Origin of the sequence: Acidovorax sp. 56 (assembly GCF_002749705.1) — a bacterium.
GTDB lineage: Bacteria > Pseudomonadota > Gammaproteobacteria > Burkholderiales > Burkholderiaceae_C > Acidovorax.
In genome coordinates this window covers 2,804,337-2,818,875 of record NZ_PEEV01000001.1, presented here as the reverse complement: position 1 = coordinate 2,818,875, position 14,539 = coordinate 2,804,337, and the positions used below count along the sequence as shown (strand labels likewise).

Here is a 14,539-nt window from a genome sequence, read left to right as displayed (position 1 = left end):
ACATGTTGACAAAGAAAGAGCAGCGTCTTCGTCGTGCCCGTCAAACACGCATCCGCATTGCCCAGCAAGGCGTGGCCCGTTTGACTGTGAATCGTACGAACCTCCATATCTACGCCAGTGTGATTTCCGGCGACGGCAGCCAAGTGCTGGCCAGCGCTTCCACGGCAGAAGCCGATGTGCGCAAGTCCTTGGGCGGTTCGGGCAAGGGTGGCAATGCCGCTGCAGCCCAACTGATCGGCAAGCGCATCGCTGAAAAAGCGAAGGCAGCAGGCGTTGAGAAGGTTGCATTTGATCGTGCAGGTTTCGCTTATCACGGTCGCGTCAAGGCTTTGGCCGATGCAGCCCGCGAAGCTGGTCTGCAGTTCTAAGCGGAGCGGAATAAAAAATGGCTAAATTTCAACCCAAAGTGCAGAGCGAAGGTCAAGACGACGGTCTGCGCGAAAAAATGATCGCGGTGAACCGCGTGACCAAAGTCGTGAAGGGCGGCCGTATTCTCGGCTTCGCTGCACTGACTGTGGTCGGCGACGGTGATGGCCGCGTTGGCATGGGCAAGGGCAAGTCCAAGGAAGTGCCTGCTGCCGTGCAAAAGGCGATGGAAGAGGCTCGTCGCAACATGGTCAAGGTTTCGCTGAAGAACGGCACCATTTTCCACAACGTGACTGGCCACCATGGCGCCGCTGTTGTGATGATGGCTCCCGCTCCTAAGGGTACCGGCATCATTGCTGGCGGTCCTATGCGCGCAGTCTTCGAAGTGTTGGGTGTGACGGATATCGTGGCAAAGAGCCATGGTTCTTCCAATCCTTACAACATGGTTCGTGCAACGTTTGACGCGCTCGTCAATTCGACCACCCCGTCGAATGTGGCAGCCAAGCGCGGCAAGACAGTCGAAGACATCTTCGCCTGAACCGGAGCCTGAATATGACAACGCAACAAACCGTCAAGATTCAACTGGTGCGCAGCCCGATTGGCACCAAAGAGTCGCACCGCGCCACCGTCCGTGGTCTGGGTCTGCGCAAGCTGAACAGCATCAGCGAATTGCAAGACACGCCCGAAGTGCGCGGCATGATTAACAAGATCAGCTATCTGGTCAAAATCGTCTGAGAGATCGATCATGGAACTCAATAGCATCAAGCCCGCAGACGGCGCCAAGCATGCCAAGCGCCGTGTAGGCCGTGGCATCGGCTCCGGTTTGGGCAAGACCGCTGGCCGTGGTCACAAAGGTCAGAAGTCCCGTTCGGGTGGTTACCACAAAGTGGGTTTTGAAGGCGGTCAAATGCCTTTGCAACGCCGTTTGCCCAAGCGCGGTTTCAAGTCCCATTTGCTGAAGTTCAACGCAGAAGTCACGCTGTCTGCTCTGGACCAACTGGGTCTGCCTGAAGTCGACGTTTTGGCTCTGAAGCAAGCCGGTCTGATCGGTGAACTGGCCAAGGTGGTCAAGGTCATCAAGAGCGGTTCTTTGACCAAGGCTGTCAAGCTGACGGGTGTGGGCGCAACGGCTGGTGCCAAGGCAGCGATTGAAGCTGCTGGTGGCTCTGTAGCCTGATAGCGTTCCTCAAGGAAGGCATCTGTGGCAACTAGCGCAGCTCAAATTGCAAAGACCGGCAAGTTCGGCGATCTCCGTCGCCGTCTGGTTTTTCTGTTGCTTGCGCTGGTCGTGTATCGCATTGGGGCCCATATCCCTGTGCCAGGCATCGATCCAGCGCAACTTCAGCAATTGTTCAGCGGACAACAGGGCGGCATCCTGAACCTGTTCAACATGTTCTCGGGTGGTGCTCTGTCTCGTTTCACGGTCTTCGCTCTGGGGATCATGCCGTACATTTCGGCATCGATCATCCTGCAGCTGATGACCTACGTCATTCCCACCTTTGAGCAATTGAAGAAGGAAGGCGAAGCGGGCCGCCGGAAAATCACCCAATACACTCGTGCGGGTACCTTGGGGCTGGCTCTGTTTCAGTCGTTCGGTATTGCTGTAGCGTTGGAAAGCTCTGCTGGTCTGGTTCTCAGCCCCGGTTTTGGTTTCCGCATGACAGCGGTGGTCAGTTTGACTGCAGGCACCATGTTTTTGATGTGGTTGGGTGAACAAATCACCGAGCGTGGCTTGGGGAACGGTATCTCGATACTGATCTTCGCTGGCATCGCTGCGGGGCTTCCCAGCTCTATCGGTGGTTTGCTGGAACTGGTTGGTACTGGTGCAATGTCCGCCCCTGCTGCGATTTTTATCGTGTTGGTGGTTGGTCTGGTAACATACTTTGTTGTGTTCGTTGAACGAGGGCAGCGCAAGATCCTCGTGAATTATGCCCGCCGTCAGGTTGGAAACAAGGTTTACGGTGGTCAGGCTTCGCATTTGCCCCTGAAGTTGAACATGGCTGGTGTGATTCCGCCGATCTTTGCATCGTCGATCATTCTGTTGCCTGCGACAGTGGTGAACTGGTTCAGTGCTGGTGATTCAATGCGCTGGTTGAAGGATATCTCTGGTGCTCTGACCCCTGGTCAGCCCATCTATGTGATGTTCTACGCCGCTGCCATTGTTTTCTTCTGCTTCTTTTACACAGCGCTGGTTTTCAACAGCCGTGAAACTGCAGACAACCTGAAAAAGAGCGGTGCCTTTATTCCTGGCATTCGCCCTGGTGAGCAGACTGCCCGCTACATTGACAAGATTCTCGTTCGCTTGACTCTTGCCGGTGCCGTCTACATCACCTTTGTGTGTTTGCTGCCGGAGTTTTTGATTCTCAAGTACAACGTGCCGTTTTATTTCGGCGGTACTTCTCTGTTGATCATTGTGGTGGTGACCATGGACTTCATGGCCCAGGTTCAAAACTACATGATGTCGCAGCAGTACGAGTCTCTGCTCAAGAAGGCAAACTTCAAGGGTGGCAGTGGTGGTTAAGGTGCCGCAATGACCACTACCAAGTGGTCATTGATTGGCACGAATAAGTTAAGTGAGCGCCCCACGAATTTTCGCGGGCACGCATTGTGTTCCGTGCAGAATAGCCGGGACGGATGGAAAAGTTTTAGGAGAATGCAATGAGAGTTTCGGCTTCGGTCAAAAAAATCTGCCGCAACTGCAAGATCATCCGCCGCAAAGGTGTGGTGCGCGTGATCTGCACGGATCTGCGTCACAAGCAGCGCCAGGGTTGATTGGAAAGTATTAGAGGACGCATATGGCACGTATCGCTGGCATCAATATTCCGCCCCACAAGCATGCGGAAATCGGTCTGACCTCCATTTTTGGTATTGGTCGCACCCGCGCTCGCAAGATTTGCGAAGCAACTGGCATCGCTTACTCCAAGAAGATCAAAGATCTGACGGACGGCGACCTGGAAAAAATTCGCGAGCAAATCGAGCAGTTCACCATTGAAGGTGACCTGCGCCGCGAAACCACCATGAACATCAAGCGCTTGATGGACATTGGCTGCTACCGTGGTTTCCGCCATCGTCGTGGTTTGCCGATGCGTGGTCAGCGTACGCGTACCAACGCCCGTACTCGCAAGGGTCCGCGCAAGGGTGCAGCTGCACTGAAGAAATAAAGAGATTGAAAGATCATTATGGCTAAGTCTCCTGCCAATAACGCAGCTCAACGCGTTCGCAAGAAGGTTCGTAAGAACGTTTCGGATGGCATCGCTCACGTGCATGCATCCTTCAACAACACGATCATCACCATCACCGATCGCCAAGGCAATGCATTGTCTTGGGCTTCGTCCGGTGGTCAAGGTTTCAAGGGCTCCCGCAAGTCCACTCCGTTTGCTGCTCAGGTAGCTTCCGAAGTGGCCGGTCGTGCAGCCATTGACCAAGGCATCAAGAACCTGGATGTTGAAATCAAGGGTCCTGGTCCTGGTCGTGAGTCTTCTGTGCGCGCTCTGGGCGCCCTGGGTATTCGCATCACATCGATTTCCGATGTGACGCCTGTGCCGCACAATGGCTGCCGCCCTCAAAAGCGCCGCCGTATCTAATTCTCCCAAGCCCACCGCCACCTGTAGACGCGAAAGCGCTCCAGGTGGCTCCCGCAATGGTTTGCGGTAGATGACATAAAAGGAAGCTCAAGTGGCACGTTACCTCGGCCCCAAGGCCAAACTCTCCCGCCGTGAAGGCACGGACCTGTTCCTGAAGAGCGCTCGTCGCTCGATCGCCGACAAGTCCAAGTTCGACTCCAAGCCTGGTCAGCACGGCCGCACTTCAGGTGCCCGTACTTCCGACTACGGCCTGCAACTGCGCGAAAAGCAAAAAGTCAAGCGCATGTACGGCATTCTGGAAAAGCAATTCCGCCGCTACTTTGAAGCTGCTGACGGCAAGAAGGGCAACACTGGCGCGAACCTGCTGTTCCTGTTGGAGTCCCGTCTGGACAACGTCGTGTACCGCATGGGCTTCGGCTCCACGCGTGCAGAAGCCCGTCAGCTGGTGTCGCACAAGGCGATCACTGTGAACGGCCAATCGGTCAACATCCCTTCGTACCTTGTGAAGGTGGGTGATGTGGTTGCTGTGCGTGAAAAATCCAAGAAGCAATCCCGTATCACTGAAGCTCTGCAACTGGCCGCCCAAGTAGGCATGCCAGCGTGGGTCGATGTGAATGCCGACAAGGCAGAAGGCGTCTTCAAGAAGGTGCCTGATCGTGATGAGTTCGGTGCAGACATCAACGAATCGCTGATCGTTGAGTTGTACTCGCGCTAATCACTCGAACTAATTTTTCGAGTAAACCGTTCCTAAACCGCGAGGCATCGCGGTTTAGGCGCTTCACCAGCCTTACCGGTGTAACGAGCTGGGGGTATTGAGAGGAAGTCTGAATGCAAACCAATTTGCTGAAACCCAAGGCGATCAATGTTGAGCAGCTTGGCCACAATCGTGCCAAGGTGGCTTTGGAGCCGTTCGAGCGTGGCTATGGCCATACGCTGGGCAATGCCATTCGACGCGTTCTGCTTTCGTCTATGGTGGGTTACGCAGCGACTGAAGTGACCATTGCTGGCGTGCTTCACGAGTACTCGTCGATTGACGGTGTGCAAGAAGATGTGGTGAACATTCTCTTGAACCTGAAGGGTGTGGTCTTCAAGCTCCACAACCGCGATGAAGTCACACTGAGCCTGCGCAAGGATGGTGAAGGCGTGGTGACTGCCCGTGACATTCAGACGCCCCATGACGTGGAAATCGTCAACCCTGATCATGTGATTGCACACCTGTCGCAAGGCGGCAAGCTGGACATGCAGATCAAGGTGGAAAAGGGCCGTGGTTATGTGCCCGGCAGCATGCGTCGTTATGCCGACGAAGCAACCAAATCCATTGGCCGTATTGTTCTGGATGCGTCTTTCTCTCCAGTCAAGCGGGTCAGCTACACCGTGGAAAGCGCTCGTGTAGAGCAGCGTACCGATCTGGACAAGCTGGTGGTTGAAATTGAAACCAACGGCGCCATCACTGCGGAAGATGCAGTGCGGGCATCTGCCAAGATTTTGGTGGAACAACTGGCAGTGTTTGCTCAGTTGGAAGGCGGCGAGTTGACCGCTTTTGAAACACCTTCGGGCCCACGCGGTGGTGCTACGTTCGATCCTATCCTGCTGCGCCCTGTGGACGAGCTGGAATTGACCGTGCGTTCGGCCAACTGCCTGAAGGCTGAGAACATCTATTACATCGGTGACCTGATTCAGCGCACCGAGAACGAGTTGCTCAAGACGCCTAATCTGGGTCGCAAATCGCTCAATGAGATCAAGGAAGTTCTGGCTTCCCGTGGCCTCACTTTGGGCATGAAGCTTGAAAACTGGCCACCAGCTGGCCTGGACAAGCGTTAAGTTATAATTTCGGGTTCCCCTTTTCGGGAACAGTGCATTGGGCAGTACCTGATACGGCTGCCTAATTTAATCAAAGTAAAAAGGAAAGCACCATGCGCCACGGACACGGCCTTCGCAAACTCAATCGCACCAGCTCGCACCGCCTTGCGATGCTGCAAAACATGATGAACTCGATCATCGAGCACGAGGCCATCAAGACCACGGTGCCTAAGGCCAAGGAACTGCGCCGCGTGATCGAGCCCATGATCACCCTGGCCAAGGTTGACACCGTTGCCAACCGCCGCCTTGCCTTCAACCGCCTGCGCGACCGTGACAGTGTTACCAAGCTGTTCAACGACCTGGGCCCCCGCTTCAACGCGCGTCCCGGTGGCTACACACGCATTCTGAAGATGGGCTTCCGCGTGGGTGACAATGCGCCCATGGCCCTAGTTGAATTGGTGGACCGCGCTGCAGAAACTGAAAATTCTTCGGCAGCAGCCGAATAATAGGGTATAATTTAAATCTACCGCGCGATGGAGCAGTCTGGTAGCTCGTTGGGCTCATAACCCAAAGGTCGGAGGTTCAAATCCTTCTCGCGCAACCAAACATGGCGAAAGCCGTATCAAAAAGCCCTCTTTTAGAGGGCTTTTTTTTGCCCGTTTGTAAAGGTGTCGGTCGTGGTCCATCTTTCGATGGGTTGCCATAGCAGTTTAGAGAGTCAGTGTGCCGCAGCCCAAGATGGCGTGCTGCTGAGCGGTCTCCCGAGCCGTCCTTTGCGGTGCTTTGAATGGGGCGCTAAGACTCGCGTCAGTGCGGCACTTTCGGGGTGCCGTCCTCTGAGCAATGGAGTAGTTGCCTGCGTTCAGTGACCAAACAGGTCCGATCTGGCGGACTCCGTGATGGCCACGACGCAGGGGTGGCTGATGCGGCGCTCCACAGAAATCGCAAAAAACTCCTCCACCAATTCGCTGGAGCGGCCAATGGCTTCCACGCCAAATTGAGTCTGGGTCTCTTGTTCCAGCACCGTCGGTGACGTGAAGATGCCCCGTCCTTCCCGCCCAAAAGCATTCATGAGCGCGCTATCGTCAAACTCGCCCACGATGCGTGGCTGCAGGTGGTGCTTGTTCAGCCAGTGGTCCAACTGCTGCCGCACTGAAGATTGCGGCCCCTGGATGAGCATGGGGGCGCCATGCAGACACTGTGGAAATGGCCCCTGTAGCTCGTTTTTGAGTGCTGGTGCGCAGAAGAAGCTCATGCTGGACGATCCGAGCGCATGGTTGAAGGCCTTGACGCCGATTTTCTTGGAGGCTGGCTCATCGGCCAGCAGCAGGTCCAGCCGGTGGATGCTGAGTTGGGCGAGCAGTTCGGGGAACTTGCCCTCATGGCAGGTCATGTGCACCTGCTCCTTCATGCCCAGCGCGGGCTCCAGCAGGTGGTAGGCGACGGATTTGGCGACCGAATCTGCCACCCCCACCTTGAACTCCAGAGGTTTGGAGTGCCCCCGAGGCAGGCGAATGGATTTTTCCAACTCATCGCTCAGCGCAAATATCTGTTCTGCGTAGCCCAAGGCAATGCGCCCCTCGTTGGTCAGCTCCAAGCCCCGGCCGCGCTTGCGAAACAGCTCATGCCCTAGCCACTCTTCCAGTTGATTGATCTGCCCGGACAGCGTTTGGGGGGTGGTGTGCAGTTGTTCTCCGGCGCGCATGACGCCACCGGCCTTGGCGGCTGTCCAGAAGTACCGGAGGTGTTTGAAGTTCATGGTGCTGCCTTATTGATCGCAAAAGTCGAAGTGTTTTTATCAATAAAACGAATATACGCGAAGTGTTGAACGCACTACAGTGGGTTTCTGGCAAGGCGATGAGAGCCTTGCCAGTCGTTTCACAGATGGGTGTTCACAAGGAGTTGCCATGCGTATTACGACCCGAGGAAAAGTCGCTGTATCGGCCATGACGGATCTGGCTTTGCATCAGAGGATGAAGCCGGTGTCGCTGACGACGATCAGCCAACGTCAAGGCACGTCGCTGTCGTACCTGGAGCAATTGTTTAGCGCGTTGCGCCGTGCCGGCCTGGTGGAAAGCACCCGTGGCCCAGGCGGCGGCTACGCCCTGGCGCGCCGTGCCGAGCAGATTGCCGTGGCCGAGATCATTCTGGCGGTGGAGAACATGGACGTGGACGACTACCAGCCCCTGACCGCCCCCCAGGTGGCGCAGCTCAAGGCCATGACTGGCGAGCTGTGGGTGTCTTTCAATGCCCGCGTGCTGGAATATCTGCAATCGGTCTCGCTCAAGGACCTGATGGAGCAAGCGCAAGCGCAGGGCGTGGTGACTGCCCCTGAACCCGAGGCCAAGACCTTGCGGAAAACCTCTGGGATTGCCCCGGTGGCCCGCCCTTTGATGGCGCGGTTGCAAATTCCCAATTCGGTGTTTGCCTTGGGGTCCTTGCCGCTGGCCCCTCGCCGCTGAGCGCAAAGCCCTGAGTAGAGGCGGGCGAAGGTCGCGCCGCCGTTGCGGTGGCTCAGAAAAAAAGGCCTGGGATTGCCCCAGGCCTTGCGCCGCTGCGGTCGCCTGTGGGGGCTAATCAGGCCATGGACGGGTCCGCCGCCATGTTGTCAAACTTCTTGAAATACTGGCGCGCCATGGCGACCAGTTGGGCGTCGCTGGGGTGGTCTGCAGCCACCGAATCGACCACGCAGGCCGCTACGGCGGCGCTGTGTTTGCTGCACCAGTCGCGGAACTGGTTGCGCGCCAAGCCGGGGCCGCAAAGCAGCACCTCGTGCGAGCCCTGAAGGGCCTGCGCCACATCGGTAAAGAAGGCGCTCGCGTCATCGCCCTTGCCCTGGTGCTTGTGGTGGCTGCGGGACTTGATGCGTTGTGCTTGCACATGTTCGCGGTCAAACATGACGACATGGGCTTCGGAATGGTCCATCCAGACAACAGCGTGAAAAGTGCTCATGGGTCTACTTTCTTGAAGTGAAGAAAAAGGGAAACGGGTGATCGAATAACACCTGTGCGGTGGGTGTGCTGCGGCCTAGTGGCCCGGCCTGTGGTGGGCCTCAATGGCCTCCTGGCAGTGCACGCAGCGCGCAACCTCTGGGGTGGCTTTGAGGCGGGCGGCGGCAATGTCCTGGCCGCAGTCGGCACACTCGCCATAGGTGCCTGCGTCCATGCGGGCAAGGGCGGCGGCGATGGCATTGAGGTGCTCTGCCTCGCGGTCTTCCAGGGCAAATTCCAGCGTGCGCTCTGATGCGACCTGGGCTCGGGAGTCTTCTGCCTGCGTGAAATGCTCAGCCGCGGCCTCTACCCGGCCCGTGGCCTCGCCGCGTTGCTGGGCCAACTGGGCTTGAATGCCCGCTTGCTGTTCCAGCAGTTGTTGGCGGTACGAAGTGGCTTGTGTCTTGTCCATGCGGTCAACTCCTGCAAGTGATGGGGAACGGCTCACAAAACTCTTTCGGCGTTGTTGCTGCGTCCTGCCGCACATACCGTACTGCCTGTGACGCGGCGCCTCGCCAGAACCGCTTTGTCGAGTTTTCTTTGCTGCTCTGAACGCTTTCATGGTGCGCTGGTCTGATGCGCGATGCGTTGACAGAGGTCAAGCTCTGAACAGGCCCGCACCTGGCTGTGCGATGGCTGGCGTGCCAGCCACGTGGTGAAGCCATCGCATGACGCCGATCAAGGGTTTTGCGGGATGCGCTTCTACAATGCGCGTTATGCAAACCATTCGCAGCCTCCGCTGGCTCGCCCGCCTTGTGCTGGCGTGGTTTGTTTTGTCGATCGGCGTTGCGGTGGCGTCGCCACTGGTCAACCCCCAGGCGATGGAGTTGATCTGCTCGGGTTCGGGCGCGATCAAGATGCTGATCAAAACCGACGATGGCGCCAAGGAGCTGCCCAGCCACACGCTGGACTGCCCCCTGTGCGCGCATGTCGGCGCACCGCCGCCCACCTCCCAGGCCCAGCTGCCTGTGGTCCATCCCCTGGCGCATGCGTTGCGCCCCATTCCTGCCGCGCACATTGCTGCGCGCACCGCCGCGCCGCTGCCGCCGCGCGGGCCCCCTGCGTTCTTCTGATTTGCTATTTGTTTGATAGCTGCTTGCGCTTGATTGATAAGCGCTGGCGGCCTATTTGGCTTGTTATCAGGAGTTCCCATGCGCAAAAGCCGCATGGCGCTGGCCGTGGCCAGTGCCTTTCCCCTCGTCCTTGGCATCGCGTCCGCCGGGGCTTCATCCGCATTCGCCCAGACCGCTGACAGCACCAGCACCACCAGCCATGCCCCCGCCAAGGAACTGGGCGTGGTCACCATCACCGGCGGCCAGCCCACCTCGCTGCCCACGCAGATCCCCACCACCATCGAGGGCGTGACGCGCGAGCAGATCGAGCATTCGATCAACGCCACCGACAGTGAAGACGCCCTCAAGTACCTGCCCAGCCTGCTGGTGCGCAAGCGCTACATCGGCGACTACAACCACGCCGTGTTGTCCACCCGCGCCTCGGGCACGGGCAACCCGGCGCGGTCCATGGTGTTTGCCGATGGCATTTTGCTGAGCAACTACCTGGGCAACGGCCCCACCAACGCGCCACGCTGGATGCTGGTCACGCCGGAAGAAATTGAGCGCGTGGACGTGCTCTACGGCCCGTTTTCGGCCGCCTACGGAGGCAACTCGGTGGGCGCAGTGGTGGACTACGTCACGCGCATGCCGACAAAGTTCGAGGCGCACGGGCAGGTCAGCTATCAGCACCAACCCTTTGACCTGTACAACACCAACGGCACCTACGGCGGCAAGCAGGTGAGTGCCTCGGTGGGCAACAAAAATGGCGACTGGTCGTGGTTCCTGAACTTCAACCAAACCGACAGCGAAGGCCAGCCGCTTACCTTCCCCACGCGCCTGGTGTCTGCGGGGACCGTGGGCAATGCGGGCACGCCGGTGACGGGCGCAGTGCTGGGCAACAACCGCAGCAACCAGCCGTGGTATCTGCTGGGCACGGCCACCCAGTACCACACGCAGCAAGACCACATCAAGGCCAAGATCGCCTACGACTTTTCGCCCACCGTGCGCGCCACCTACACCTTCGGCTGGTGGCACAACGAATCCGAAGGGCGGCCCACCAGCTACCTGCGCGATGCCAATGGCAATGCGGTCTACAGCGGCACGGTCAACATCAATGGCCGCTCGTTTGCGCTCGCGCCCACGGACTTCAATGTGTCCAACGAAGACCTCACACATTTCATGCACGGCCTGTCGGTCAAGAGCCGCACGCAGGGCGTGTTTGACTGGGAAGTGGCTGCCAGCCTGTACGACTATCAGACGGACACCCTGCGCGCCGCTACCGTGGCGCTGCCTGCCGCGCTGAGCGGCGGGGCAGGGCGCATCGTCAACAGCAAGGGCACGGGCTGGAACACGCTGACCGCCAAGGGCACCTGGCGGCCCGATGGGCTGCAGGGCACGCACATCGTGGACTTTGGCTTGCAGCGCGACAGCTACAGGTTGCGCACCATAGAGAACGCCACCAGCAACTGGATCAGCGGTGATGCAGGCGCCCGCAACCAGGCCTTCAACGGCGACACGCAGCTCATTGGCCTGTGGGCGCAAGACACCTGGAAGATCGCGCCACGGTGGAAAGCCGTGCTGGGCGCCCGCGCCGAGCGCTGGAGCGCCAGCAACGGCCAGACCGGCAACGCCACCACCACGCTGAGCCACCCCGAGCGCAACGAAACCTATGTGTCGCCGAAGGCTGCCGTGGCCTACCAGGCCAATGACCTGTGGGTGCTCAAGGCCTCCACCGGACGCGCCGTGCGCATGCCCACCGTGGCCGAGCTGTACCAGGGCGGCATCAACGGCAGTGGCACGCTCATCAACAACGACCCCAATCTGAAACCCGAAAAGAGCTGGACCACCGAGCTGACCGCCGAGCGGGACATGGGCAATGGCCTGCTGCGCCTCACGGCCTTCTTTGAGCGCACCAAAGATGCGCTGTACTCGCAGACCAATGTGCTCGTCACGCCCAACGTGACCAACGTGCAGAACGTGGATGCCATCCGTACCAAGGGCATTGAGCTGTCGTACCAGGCCGCCAATGTCTTTGTGCGCGGGCTGGAGCTGGGCAGCAGCCTGACCTGGACGGATTCCAAGATCACGAAGAACGACAAGTTCCCGGCCAGCGTCGGCCAATGGCAGCCCCGCATCCCCGAGTGGCGCGCCACTGCGGTGGCCACCTACCGGCCCGACGCCACCTGGTCGTACACCCTGGGCGCGCGCTACAGCGGCAAGCAGTACAGCACGCTCGACAACAGTGACCCCAACGGTTTTGCCTACCAGGGCGCGAGCCGCTACTTCACCACCGATGTGCGCGTGCGCTACCAGATCACCAAACAGGTCAGCGCTGCCGTGGGCATCGACAACCTCAACAACTACCAGTTCTGGAACTTCCACCCCTACCCGCAGCGCAGCTACATGGCGGAGCTGAAAGTAGATCTGTAAACCCCCTGAGCGGCTTGCGCCGCATCCCCCCAGGGGGACGCCTCCAGCGGCCCGGCAAAGCCGGTTCCGCGGTGGCACTGGCCTTGGCGAGCGTCAGTTTTTAAGGCAATGAACCGTTGAAACGAAAAGGTCGAAATATGAAAGCGAATACTATGAAAAAGATAGCTTCTTGCGCTTGTTTGATAAGCGCTACAGCCCTGTTTGGCACTGCATCGGCCCATGTGGTGCTTGAATACCAGGTCGCCCCGGCGGGCGCCAGTTACAAGGCCACCTTCAAGGTCGGTCACGGCTGCGGTGCATCGCCTACGCGGCAGGTGGTGGTGGACATTCCTGAGGGCTTCAAGGGCGCACGTCCGCAGCCCAAGCCGGGGTGGACGCTGGAGGTGCAGCGCAGCAAGCTGGCCACGCCCTACACCAGCCATGGCCGCAGCGTGACGGAGGACACCACACGCATCACCTGGACAGCCAGGACTGCTGAAGACGCGCTACCCAGTGCCCACTATGATGAATTTGTGCTGGTGGGCCAGACGCCCGACAACGCCGGTTCCATCTACTGGCCCGTACGCCAGGTGTGTGCAGAGGGCCGCAATGACTGGACTGAAGTCCCCAAGGCGGGCCAGAAGCTGCACGACCTCAAGGCCCCAGCCGCTCTGCTGGAAGTGTTGCCCCAGGCGGGCGGCGCGGGCCACCAGCATTGATGGCAGCACCACCCTCTTGGTTTTCTATCGTCTCTGTGTCTTTCTTTTTTTTAGGAGTGATTCCATGTCTTTGATCCGTACCACTGTGGCCCTGGCCTGCCTGTTGAGCGCCGTTGCCTTGGCCGGCACTGCTTTTGCCCAAACCGCCAGCGTCAAGGTCGAAGGGGCCTGGGCCCGTGCCACCGTGCAGGGCCAAAAAGGCACCGGCGCCTTCATGAAGCTCACGGCCCCCGAAGGCGCCAAGCTGGTGGGCGCCTCGTCCCCTGCCGCTGGTGTGGCCGAGGTGCACGAGATGAAGATGGACGGCGACGTGATGAAGATGCGTGCCCTGCCAGTGCTGGATTTGCCCGCTGGCAAAACCGTCGAACTCAAGCCCGGCGGCTACCACATCATGCTGCTGGACCTGAAGGCCCCGCTGGCCAAAGACACCACCGTGCCCGTCACGCTCACCTTCAAGGACGCCAAGGGCGCCGAAAGCAAGCAGGAGCTGAACCTGCCCGTGGCCACCACGGCCCCCGGCGCTGCGGCGGCGCCCGCAGCGGCAGACCACCAGCACGGAGCCCACAAGCACTGAGCACCCTTGCACCCGGCCCTGCAATCTGGGGTCGGCACGCATCGCCATGTGCCGCCTGGTGGAGTAAGCTGCCGAGCATCCTCCACCAGAAAGCGCAGCGGCCATGAGCGATACCTCCCACTTTGGTTTTGGCAAATTTGTCCCCGGCTTTGACTTCCTGCAAAGCCTCGCCAAAGGCGCGTCCAGCGGCATTCCGCAAATGCCCCAGCTCTCCAACTGGGTGGCCCCCACCCTCAGCGTGGAAGAGCTGGAAAAGCGCATTGACGAACTCAAAGCCGTGCAGTTCTGGCTGGAGCAAAACAGCCGCGCACTCACCGCCACCATCCAGGCACTGGAAGTGCAGAAGATGACGCTGGCCACCTTGCAGGGCATGAACATGAGCATGGGCGACGTGGCCAATGCGTTCAAGTTCCAGGGGGCTGATTCGGTGATGCAGGGCATGCAAAAAGCGGCAGAGACCTTCAGCGGCGCAGCCCGTGCGGCCGCCAGCCCGGCCCCGCAGCCTGCCGCGCCAGAGCCTGCCCCGGCACCGACACCCCCGCGCCCCCACCACCGCCCGCAGCCCCCAGCCCCGCGGCAGAGGCCGCCGCAGAGCCCGACGCCCCCAAGCCCGGCGTAGTGGACCCCTTGCACTGGTGGAGCGCGCTGACCACCCAGTTCCAGGAGATCGCCTCCCACGCTCTCAAGGACGCGGCCCAACACAGCAGCACCCTCGACAGCACCCAGCACTTTGCCAAAGACGCGCTGAAAAAAGCCACCGACATGGCCAGCCACCTGGCCGCGCAGGGTGTGCACAGCCTGCAAGAAGCGGCCCGTGCGGCGCAGGCACCGGCCAAGGCGGCATCTGCCAAGAAAGCCCCGGCCAAGAAAGCACCCGCCAGGAACGCCGCCGCCCCCAAGGCCGCCGCCAAGCCCGCCCGCCGCGCCCCTGCGGCCAGCCCCAAAGTGGCGGCAAAGAAACCTGCCGCCAAAAAGCCAGCCGCCGCCAAAAAGGCTGTTCGCGGCCGGGGCTGAACTCCCGAGCAGCGCGTGGTCAAGCCCAGCG

At 59.6% G+C, this 14,539-nt stretch carries 21 protein-coding genes and 1 tRNA gene; 19 read left to right on the top strand and 3 right to left on the bottom strand.

Going from position 1 to position 14,539, the window contains the following annotated elements; genetic code table 11:
* The first annotated feature begins 2 nt into the window (after positions 1-2).
* From rplR to CLU88_RS12480, 12 genes are all read left to right on the top strand, one after another.
* The gene (gene rplR, locus CLU88_RS12535) at positions 3-368 is read left to right on the top strand and encodes a 50S ribosomal protein L18 (RefSeq protein ID WP_099656882.1); all 366 of its coding nucleotides are present in this window, start codon (positions 3-5) and stop codon (positions 366-368) included.
* Positions 369-385: 17 nt separating this feature from the next.
* On the top strand, positions 386-904 hold the full coding sequence (gene rpsE / locus CLU88_RS12530; protein ID WP_069103887.1) for a 30S ribosomal protein S5: 519 nt from the start codon (positions 386-388) through the stop codon (positions 902-904).
* Between the two features lie 14 nt (positions 905-918).
* Positions 919-1,101, top strand: a complete 183-nt coding sequence (gene rpmD, locus CLU88_RS12525) for a 50S ribosomal protein L30 (RefSeq protein ID WP_044399276.1) — start codon at positions 919-921, stop codon at positions 1,099-1,101.
* Positions 1,102-1,111: 10 nt separating this feature from the next.
* Positions 1,112-1,543, top strand: a complete 432-nt coding sequence (gene rplO, locus CLU88_RS12520; protein ID WP_099656881.1) for a 50S ribosomal protein L15 — start codon at positions 1,112-1,114, stop codon at positions 1,541-1,543.
* 24 nt (positions 1,544-1,567) lie between these two features.
* Positions 1,568-2,887 carry a preprotein translocase subunit SecY gene (gene secY / locus CLU88_RS12515; RefSeq protein ID WP_099656880.1) on the top strand — a complete coding sequence of 440 codons (1,320 nt, stop codon included), beginning with the start codon at positions 1,568-1,570 and terminating at the stop codon, positions 2,885-2,887.
* 137 nt (positions 2,888-3,024) lie between these two features.
* Complete coding sequence (rpmJ, locus tag CLU88_RS12510) at positions 3,025-3,138, top strand: 50S ribosomal protein L36 (RefSeq protein WP_005793651.1); 114 nt, start codon at positions 3,025-3,027, stop codon at positions 3,136-3,138.
* 23 nt (positions 3,139-3,161) lie between these two features.
* Positions 3,162-3,527: a 30S ribosomal protein S13 gene (gene rpsM, locus CLU88_RS12505; RefSeq protein WP_099656879.1), complete on the top strand. Its 366-nt coding sequence runs from the start codon at positions 3,162-3,164 to the stop codon at positions 3,525-3,527.
* 18 nt (positions 3,528-3,545) lie between these two features.
* A complete protein-coding gene (rpsK, locus tag CLU88_RS12500) occupies positions 3,546-3,950 on the top strand; it encodes a 30S ribosomal protein S11 (RefSeq protein WP_005793662.1) in 405 nt (134 codons plus the stop codon).
* Between the two features lie 91 nt (positions 3,951-4,041).
* Positions 4,042-4,665: a 30S ribosomal protein S4 gene (gene rpsD / locus CLU88_RS12495; protein ID WP_099656878.1), complete on the top strand. Its 624-nt coding sequence runs from the start codon at positions 4,042-4,044 to the stop codon at positions 4,663-4,665.
* A gap of 113 nt (positions 4,666-4,778) precedes the next feature.
* Complete coding sequence (rpoA, locus tag CLU88_RS12490; protein WP_099656877.1) at positions 4,779-5,771, top strand: DNA-directed RNA polymerase subunit alpha; 993 nt, start codon at positions 4,779-4,781, stop codon at positions 5,769-5,771.
* 92 nt (positions 5,772-5,863) lie between these two features.
* The gene (gene rplQ / locus CLU88_RS12485; RefSeq protein WP_099656876.1) at positions 5,864-6,256 is read left to right on the top strand and encodes a 50S ribosomal protein L17; all 393 of its coding nucleotides are present in this window, start codon (positions 5,864-5,866) and stop codon (positions 6,254-6,256) included.
* A 21-nt stretch (positions 6,257-6,277) separates the two neighbouring features.
* Positions 6,278-6,354, top strand: a tRNA-Met gene (locus tag CLU88_RS12480).
* Between the two features lie 258 nt (positions 6,355-6,612).
* Here the strand turns inward: CLU88_RS12480 and nhaR are convergent.
* The gene (gene nhaR / locus CLU88_RS12475; RefSeq protein ID WP_099656875.1) at positions 6,613-7,509 is read right to left on the bottom strand and encodes a transcriptional activator NhaR; all 897 of its coding nucleotides are present in this window, start codon (positions 7,507-7,509) and stop codon (positions 6,613-6,615) included.
* A gap of 148 nt (positions 7,510-7,657) precedes the next feature.
* Here nhaR and CLU88_RS12470 point away from each other — a divergent pair, with 148 nt between their 5' ends.
* The gene (locus CLU88_RS12470) at positions 7,658-8,212 is read left to right on the top strand and encodes an Rrf2 family transcriptional regulator (protein ID WP_099656874.1); all 555 of its coding nucleotides are present in this window, start codon (positions 7,658-7,660) and stop codon (positions 8,210-8,212) included.
* A 115-nt stretch (positions 8,213-8,327) separates the two neighbouring features.
* Here the strand turns inward: CLU88_RS12470 and CLU88_RS12465 are convergent, their stop codons facing one another.
* Positions 8,328-8,702 (bottom strand): hypothetical protein, encoded by a 375-nt coding sequence (locus tag CLU88_RS12465; protein WP_099656873.1) that lies wholly within the window; start codon positions 8,700-8,702, stop codon positions 8,328-8,330.
* A 75-nt stretch (positions 8,703-8,777) separates the two neighbouring features.
* Complete coding sequence (locus CLU88_RS12460) at positions 8,778-9,152, bottom strand: TraR/DksA family transcriptional regulator (protein WP_099656872.1); 375 nt, start codon at positions 9,150-9,152, stop codon at positions 8,778-8,780.
* 295 nt (positions 9,153-9,447) lie between these two features.
* Between CLU88_RS12460 and CLU88_RS12455 the strand changes: the two genes are divergently transcribed.
* The 6 genes from CLU88_RS12455 (at position 9,448) to CLU88_RS23270 (ending at position 14,508) form a co-directional block, all read left to right on the top strand.
* Positions 9,448-9,813 carry a DUF2946 family protein gene (locus CLU88_RS12455; protein WP_099656871.1) on the top strand — a complete coding sequence of 122 codons (366 nt, stop codon included), beginning with the start codon at positions 9,448-9,450 and terminating at the stop codon, positions 9,811-9,813.
* Positions 9,814-9,891: 78 nt separating this feature from the next.
* Positions 9,892-12,222 (top strand): TonB-dependent receptor, encoded by a 2,331-nt coding sequence (locus CLU88_RS12450; RefSeq protein ID WP_099656870.1) that lies wholly within the window; start codon positions 9,892-9,894, stop codon positions 12,220-12,222.
* A 152-nt stretch (positions 12,223-12,374) separates the two neighbouring features.
* On the top strand, positions 12,375-12,920 hold the full coding sequence (locus CLU88_RS12445) for a YcnI family protein (protein ID WP_233205457.1): 546 nt from the start codon (positions 12,375-12,377) through the stop codon (positions 12,918-12,920).
* A 64-nt stretch (positions 12,921-12,984) separates the two neighbouring features.
* Positions 12,985-13,494, top strand: a complete 510-nt coding sequence (locus CLU88_RS12440; RefSeq protein ID WP_099656868.1) for a copper chaperone PCu(A)C — start codon at positions 12,985-12,987, stop codon at positions 13,492-13,494.
* Between the two features lie 103 nt (positions 13,495-13,597).
* On the top strand, positions 13,598-14,113 hold the full coding sequence (locus CLU88_RS23275; RefSeq protein ID WP_233205456.1) for a PhaM family polyhydroxyalkanoate granule multifunctional regulatory protein: 516 nt from the start codon (positions 13,598-13,600) through the stop codon (positions 14,111-14,113).
* Positions 14,113-14,508 (top strand): hypothetical protein, encoded by a 396-nt coding sequence (locus CLU88_RS23270; RefSeq protein ID WP_233205455.1) that lies wholly within the window; start codon positions 14,113-14,115, stop codon positions 14,506-14,508. The genes CLU88_RS23275 and CLU88_RS23270 overlap by 1 nt, the downstream gene beginning before the upstream one ends.
* Positions 14,509-14,539 lie beyond the last annotated feature (31 nt).